The sequence below is a fragment of the uncultured Microbacterium sp. genome (genome assembly GCF_913776565.1).
Classification (GTDB): domain Bacteria; phylum Actinomycetota; class Actinomycetes; order Actinomycetales; family Microbacteriaceae; genus Microbacterium.
This window is the reverse complement of sequence record NZ_CAJYPF010000152.1, coordinates 22,718-30,122: the sequence shown is the minus strand read 5'-3', so window position 1 is coordinate 30,122 and position 7,405 is coordinate 22,718. Positions and strand designations below refer to the sequence as shown.

Here is a 7,405-nt window from a genome sequence, read left to right as displayed (position 1 = left end):
TCGACCTCGTCAGCCGTGGCCAGGGCGTCTTCGGCATCGCGGTCGGCAAGGTGCTGCGCGAGGTCGAGTCGACGCTGGTGGACTTCGAGAAGGCCAGCCCCGAGGCGATCGACGAGCTCGCCGCCCGCCGCGCGGCCCGCACCGCCTGACGCTCCCTCACCCTCTTCGGATCCCGGATGCCATGGCATCCGGGATTCTTTCGTCTGACCCCTTTGACGGGCTCGGGATCCTCGCAGCCCGCCCGGCCTGTCACGGTCGGCCGGATCCTCTGACGGGGTCAAGCGCTTCCGACGGGTTCCAGGCCGCCCGATGGACCGCGCGGACGCAGAACGCCGCCCCGGCTGCGGCGCAGCGGGACGGCGCTCTCGGGGAGGGGTCTTAGGCCTGCGGGGCCTCGGACGCGACGGGGATCCGGCCGGTGCGCACGATCCGGTCGAGCAGGGCGTCGAAATCGGCGGCGAGCTCCTGGGCCGAGTCGCCGGGCCACACGTGCAGGGGCTTCGCGGCGCCCTGAGCCTGCTGCAGCGAGGTGCGCTCGGGCAGCTGCGGGTTGAGCACGAGGGGGCCGAACATGTCGCGCAGCTCCTTGATGCGGAACTGGTGCTCGATCGACTGCGGGCGCACGCGGTTGACCACGACGCCGAGGGGCTGCAGGCGCGGCGACAGACCGCGGCGGATCTCCTCGATCGCGCGCAGTGCGCGATCGGCGGCGGCGACGGAGAACAATCCCGGCTCGGTGACCACGACCACGCGGTCGCTCGCGGCCCACGCGGTGCGGGTGAGGGCGTTCAGCGAGGGAGCGCAGTCGATCAGGACGAGGTCGTACTCGCTCTCGATCGTGGCGAGGGCCTCTTCGAGCTTCCAGACGTCGCGCACGCTCGGGTGCGGTCCGTCGAAGTTGATGGCCGACGGGCTGCCGATGAGCACGTCGATGGTGCCGGGATGCACCTTCGCCCACCCGCTCGAGGTGATCGCCTGACGGACGACCTTCTCTTTGGGGTTCGCCAGGACGTCGGCGATGTTGAGCCGGCCGGCGACCTGGATGTCCATCCCGGTCGACACGTCGGACTGGGGGTCGAGGTCGACGACGAGAGTGCGAACGCCACGTGCGAAGGCGGCCGAAGCCAGCCCGAGTGTCACGGTCGTCTTGCCGACCCCGCCTTTGAGAGAGCTGACGGAGAGTACGTGCACGAGAGTCCACGTTACCGTCCCCTAGGCTGTGAGCACATTCAGCTCCGCCAGCTTGACGTGAGGTGCGCATGTTCTCGAAGATCCTGGTCGCCAATCGCGGGGAGATCGCCATCCGTGCGTTCCGTGCCGCCTACGAAGTCGGAGCGCGCACCGTCGCGGTCTACCCTTACGAGGACCGCGCGTCTCTGCACCGCCTCAAGGCCGATGAGGCCTACCAGATCGGGGAGCGCGGGCATCCCGTGCGCGCCTACCTCGACGTGGACGAGATCATCCGCGTCGCGCGCGAGTGCGGGGCGGATGCCATCTACCCCGGCTACGGGTTCCTCTCCGAGAACCCGGAGCTCGCCGAGAAGGCCGCGGCTCACGGCATCACCTTCATCGGGCCGCCCGCCGAGGTGCTCGCCATGGCGGGCAACAAGGTGACGGCGAAGGAGCACGCGATCTCCGCCGGAGTGCCGGTGCTGCGCTCCACGCCCGCGTCCGACGACGTCGACGAGCTGCTGGCGCAGGCGGATGAGATCGGCTTCCCGGTCTTCGCCAAGGCCGTCGCCGGTGGAGGCGGGCGCGGGATGCGCCGTGTGGAGTCCAAGGGCGAGCTGGCACCGGCTCTGGCCGAGGCCATGCGCGAGGCGCAGAGCGCTTTCGGCGACCCGCGCATGTTCCTCGAGCAGGCCGTGCAGCGTCCGCGCCACGTGGAGGTGCAGATCCTCGCGGATGCCACGGGCGAGACCGTGCACCTGTTCGAGCGCGACTGCTCCGTGCAGCGTCGTCACCAGAAGGTCATCGAGATCGCTCCGGCGCCGAACCTCGACGACGCGGTGCGTCAGGACCTGCACCGCTACGCGGTCGCCTTCGCCCGGTCGATCGGCTACCAGAACGCCGGGACCGTGGAATTCCTCCTTGAGACGGCGGGCCCGCGCGCGGGCGAGGTCGTCTTCATCGAGATGAACCCGCGCATCCAGGTCGAGCACACCGTGACCGAGGAGGTCACCGACGTCGACCTCGTGCAGTCGCAGATGCGCATCGCCGCGGGCGCGACCCTCGCCGAGCTGCACCTGCGGCAGGACGACATCCACCTGCGCGGCGCAGCGCTGCAGTGCCGCATCACGACCGAGGACCCCACGCAGGGCTTCCGACCCGACACGGGCAAGATCACCACCTACCGCTCGCCGGGCGGTGCCGGCATCCGCCTGGACGGCGGTACGACCGCCGCGGGCTCGCAGGTGAGCCCGCACTTCGACTCGATGCTGTCGAAGCTGTCGTGCCGCGGCCGCGACTTCCCCGCGGCGGTCGCCCGTGCTCGGCGCGCGCTGGCCGAGTTCCGCATCCGCGGGGTCTCGACCAACATCCCGTTCCTGCAGGCCGTGCTCGACGACCCCGCGTTCGTCGCCGGTGACCTCAGCACCTCGTTCATCGACGAGCGCCCCGAGCTGCTGAAGGGCCGCGAGTCCAAGGACCGTGGCACCAAGATCCTGTCCTGGCTCGTCGACACCACCGTCAACCGACCGAACGGCGAGAACCCGCTGACGATCGACCCGGGGGCCAAACTTCCGCGCCTCGACCTCGCCGATGCGGCTCCCGCCGGCTCGCGTCAGCGCCTGCAGCAGCTCGGACCGGCGGGCTTCGCCCGTGCCCTGCGCGAGCAGACGGCCCTCGCCGTCACCGAGACGACGTTCCGCGACGCCCACCAGTCGCTTCTGGCGACGCGCGTGCGCACGCGCGACCTGGCACGGGTCGCGCCGTACGTCGCGCGGATGACGCCCGGGCTGCTGTCGGTCGAGGCATGGGGCGGGGCGACCTACGACGTCGCGCTGCGATTCCTCGGTGAGGACCCCTGGGAGCGCCTCGACGCGCTGCGCCAGGCCCTCCCCAACGTCGCGATCCAGATGCTGTTGCGCGGACGCAACACCGTCGGGTACACCCCGTACCCCACGCAAGTGACCGATGCGTTCGTGGCCGAGGCAGCGGCATCCGGTGTCGACATCTTCCGCATCTTCGATGCACTCAATGACGTGTCGCAGATGCGGCCCGCGATCGACGCGGTGCGGGCGACGGGGACCTCGGTCGCCGAGGTCGCGGTCTGCTACACGGGCGATCTGCTCGATCCCGCCGAGGACCTGTACACCCTGGACTACTACCTGCGCCTCGCGGAGCAGATCGTCGAGGCGGGCGCGCACATCCTCGCCGTGAAGGACATGGCGGGTCTGCTGCGACCGGCGGCCGCGGCGCGCCTTGTCTCGGCGCTGCGCGAGCGCTTCGACCTGCCGGTCCACGTGCACACGCACGACACCGCCGGAGGACAGCTCGCCACGCTCCTGGCCGCTTCGGCGGCGGGAGCGGATGCCGTGGACGCCGCGTCCGCGCCGATGGCCGGCACCACGAGCCAGCCGTCGCTCTCGGCCCTCGTCGCAGCGCTCGCCCACACCGAACGCGACACCGGTATCGATCTGGCCGCGGTGAGCGACCTCGAGCCCTACTGGGAGGCCGTGCGCCACCTGTACCGCCCGTTCGAGTCGGGCCTGGCCGGCCCGACGGGACGCGTCTACCGGCACGAGATCCCCGGGGGTCAGCTGTCGAACCTGCGTCAGCAGGCGATCGCCCTGGGGCTCGCCGACGACTTCGAGCTCATCGAGGACATGTACGCCGCGGCCGACCGCATCCTGGGGCGCGTGCCCAAGGTGACGCCGTCATCGAAGGTGGTGGGCGATCTGGCGCTGCACCTGGCCGCCGTCAAGGCCGACCCCGCCGACTTCGAGCGCAACCCCGAGAAGTACGACGTACCCGACTCGGTCGTGTCGTTCATGGCGGGTGAGCTCGGCGACCTGCCCGGCGGCTGGCCCGAGCCGTTCCGCTCCAAGGTGCTGGCCGGTCGCGACGCCAAGATCGGCACGACACCGCTCACCGATGACGACACCGCCGCCCTCGCGGGGGAGTCGAGCGAACGCCGCGCGCGCCTGAACACCCTGCTGTTCCCGGGGCCCACGCGCACCTTCCTCGAGACCCGCGCCACGTTCGGCGACCTCAGCGTGCTGGACACGGCCGACTACCTCTACGGACTGCGGGCCGGCGGTGAGCACACGGTCGAGATCGAGCGGGGCGTGCAGCTGTTCGTCGGGCTCGAGGCGGTCGGCGACGCGGATGACAAGGGCATGCGCACGGTCATGACGACCCTGAACGGGCAGTTGCGACCGGTGTTCGTGCGCGACCGTTCGATCGACGTCGAGGCCCGCCAGGCCGAGAAGGCGGACACCTCGAAGCCCGGTCAGGTCGCGGCTCCGTTCTCGGGCGTCGTCACGCTCAAGACCGCGGTCGGCGACCGCGTCGGCGCGGGTCAGGCGGTCGCGTCCATCGAGGCGATGAAGATGGAGGCCGCCATCACCGCGCCCGTCGACGGGGTGGTCGAGCGTGTCGCGATCGGCGCCACGCAGCAGGTGGAGGCCGGCGACCTTTTGCTGGTGATCCGTCCCGCGCAGTAGCCTGGGAGGGGGCGCTTTCGCGCCCTCTTCCCGTTTGGAGACTGCAGTGACCCCCGACCGCACCGACGCGAATCCCGATGAGGGCGCCGAGCACGGCGTGCTCGATGAGAGCGGGAACCTCGACACGGCGAGCATCACGATCCTGGGAGGGCACATCGCCCAGGTCAGCGTCGACCTGCCGGTGCCCTCGGATGACGACGACATCGACGATGACGTGATCGAGGACGAGATCCCGATCGAGTCCGCCCCCGACGACCTCGCCCTCGGCGAGCTGCCGTCGTCCGAGGCCACGGCCGATCCCGCCCCCCGGAACGACGAGTCCCCCGGGCAGGAGCCCGACCTGGTGCAGGAGCACCACGTCGAGCAGCTGCCCACCGGCGACATCATCCTCGAACCGCACGACGAGGACAGCGAGGCCGAGACCCTCCACGACGTCCTCGACGCGGAGGTCGTCGACGACGAACCGCGGACGGATGCCGCGACCCCCGGCACCGACGAGGGCGAGGAGCCGCGCGAGCCGATGACGGTCGACGCGCACGGCGCGGACGCCCGGGTCGACGACGTGTCGGCGCACGCCACCCCCGACGCGGACGGACCCGCCGATCCCGCGCACGAGGACGGCGACGACCGCACCGGCGGCGACGAGAGCGACCCCGCGTCCGACCTGCACGATCTCGACGTGGTCGAGGACGTCGAGTTGTTCGAGGCCGACGCCGCCGAGCCGGAGGACCTGAGCGACCCCGCGGTGGGAGAGGCCGAGCCCGTCCCGGGCGCGCCCGAGGCCGAGCCGCTGACGCACGCCCCCTGGACGCCCGCCCCCGCGCAGCAGGCCGTCGACACCGCATCGCCCGTCGAGCCCGACGCCGCCGCGACCGTCCCGGTCGAGGCCACGTCCCTGGGGGCCCCCGCCGTCGAGAGCCCGGCCGCCACCCCCCCCACGCCCACCGCCGCCCCGCCGGCTCCTGCCGACGAGGCCCCCCGCCCCCCGGCGACCGGACCCGTCCCGGCCACGCGCGCCGAGCGCGCCGCGACCGGGGTCATCGGAACGATCCCGCTCACCCGCCGTGGCGCGAATCAGGCCGACGAGGCCGCGCGCACCGCCGAGCAGGTGGCGCGCGTGGACCGCGCCCACGCGATGGAGCGGGTCCGAACCCCCGCGCCCGAGGTCGCGCTGACGTCCAAGCGCATCGGGCAGATCGACGACCAGCGTGAGAGCAGCGACCTGCTCACCGCCGACCGTTTGCTCGATCCGCGTCAGATCGCGCGCCCCGAGCCCGAGGGACTCTGGCAGCAGCTCGTGTACTCGGTGTCGCGGCAGCGCATCAATCTGGGCGACGGCCGTCGCGCGCGCGAGCGCAAGGAACTGGACCGCCGCATCTCCGCGCCGCTGACCGGAGGAGCGCGCTTCGTCCCGGTGCTCTCGCGCAAGGGCGGGGTGGGCAAGACGACCGTCACGTCCCTGCTCGGGATGGCGCTGGCCGACGCGCGCGATGACCGCGTCGTCGCCGTCGACGCCAATCCCGACCGCGGAACGCTCGCGGATCGCGTGGGGCGCCCGAACGGTCGCACGGTGCGCGACCTGGTCCGCGCCCACGACGAGGTGACCGGCTACAACGACATCTCCTCGATCGTCGCCCGGGATGCCACCCGCCTCGACGTCCTGGCATCCGACTCCGATCCGCGGGTCTCCGAGGCGTTCAGCGACGACGACTACCGCCAGGTCGCCGACGTCGCCGCGCACTACTACTCGATCGTGCTCACGGACACCGGCACGGGTATCGTGCACTCGGTCATGGGAGCGACGCTCGATCTCGCCGACACCCTCGTGATCGTCGCCGGCCTGTCGGTGGACGAGGCGCGATTGGCCTCCGAGACGCTCACGTGGCTCGAGACGAACGGCTACGGCTCCCGCGTGCGCGACGCCGTGGTGGTGCTCAACAACAGCCGCCCGGGTGCACCTCTGGTCCGCGAGAACGAGCTCGAGGCGCACTTCCGCTCGCGCGTTCGCACCGTCATCCGCATGCCGTACGACCCGCGGATCGCGGCGGGCAGCGCGATCGCGTTCCGCGACCTGCAGCCCGCGACGCGCCAGGCCGCGCGCGAGCTCGCCGCCGCCGTGGTCGAGGGTCTGCGGGCACCGGTGGGTGCCGCATGACCGTCCGTCAGATCCGCTTCTTCGGCGACCCCGTCCTGCGGGCAACGAGCGAGCCCATCACCGTGGTGGACGACGGTATCCGCGCCCTCGTGCAGGACCTGCTCGACACGGTCGCGCTCCCCGGGCGCGCCGGGGTCGCGGCCCCGCAGATCGGCGTCGGCCTGCGCGCCTTCAGCTACAACATCGACGGCGACATCGGCTACGTGCTCAACCCGGTGCTCGTCGAGACGCGCGGTGAGCCCGAGCCGGTGGGGGAGGGATGCCTCTCGGTCCCCGGCCTGTGGCACGACGCCATCCGCTATCCCTGGGCGCGGGTGGTCGGGCAGGACCTCGACGGCAACGAGGTGGTGCTCGAAGGTGACGGGCTGCTCGCCCAAGCCCTGCAGCACGAGACGGACCACCTCGACGGAATGCTGTACCTCTCGCGCCTTCCCGCCGAGACGCGTCGCGAGGCGATGCGTCAGGTGCGCGAGAGCGACTGGTTCTGAGACGGAGGGGACGGATGCCGGCATCCGTCCCCTCGGTCGGCCCTCGCCGGCGTCACGAGAACAGGAGGGTGCGTCCGAGACAGGGGGATCCGCGA

General features: G+C 71.8%; 4 protein-coding genes and 1 pseudogene. 4 read left to right on the top strand and 1 reads right to left on the bottom strand.

The window, feature by feature from the left end:
- Window positions 1–149: pseudogene (locus QZ433_RS08320) on the top strand (MerR family transcriptional regulator); the annotation flags it as partial.
- A gap of 229 nt (window positions 150–378) precedes the next feature.
- On the opposite strand, the gene QZ433_RS08315 reads toward QZ433_RS08320, so the two are convergent.
- Window positions 379–1,191, bottom strand: a complete 813-nt coding sequence (locus tag QZ433_RS08315) for a ParA family protein (RefSeq protein WP_108320518.1) — start codon at window positions 1,189–1,191, stop codon at window positions 379–381.
- A gap of 68 nt (window positions 1,192–1,259) precedes the next feature.
- On the opposite strand from QZ433_RS08315, the gene QZ433_RS08310 reads away from it, so the two are divergent.
- Genes QZ433_RS08310 through def form a run of 3 tightly spaced genes read left to right on the top strand, consistent with a single transcriptional unit; the run spans window position 1,260 to window position 7,310 of the window.
- Window positions 1,260–4,667, top strand: coding sequence for a pyruvate carboxylase (locus QZ433_RS08310; protein ID WP_295781819.1), 3,408 nt, complete (start codon window positions 1,260–1,262; stop codon window positions 4,665–4,667).
- A gap of 46 nt (window positions 4,668–4,713) precedes the next feature.
- Complete coding sequence (locus QZ433_RS15120; RefSeq protein ID WP_366761905.1) at window positions 4,714–6,822, top strand: MinD/ParA family protein; 2,109 nt, start codon at window positions 4,714–4,716, stop codon at window positions 6,820–6,822.
- Window positions 6,819–7,310, top strand: coding sequence for a peptide deformylase (def, locus tag QZ433_RS08300; RefSeq protein ID WP_295781817.1), 492 nt, complete (start codon window positions 6,819–6,821; stop codon window positions 7,308–7,310). The genes QZ433_RS15120 and def overlap by 4 nt, the downstream gene beginning before the upstream one ends.
- Window positions 7,311–7,405: the final 95 nt, after the last annotated feature.

What these genes read in the sequence shown, in the direction of transcription:
- QZ433_RS08310 (WP_295781819.1), top strand. Translation starts at nt 1,260, where the DNA reads ATGTTCTCGAAGATCCTGGTCGCCAATCGCGGGGAGATCGCCATCCGT.
- def (WP_295781817.1), top strand. Translation starts at nt 6,819, where the DNA reads ATGACCGTCCGTCAGATCCGCTTCTTCGGCGACCCCGTCCTGCGGGCA.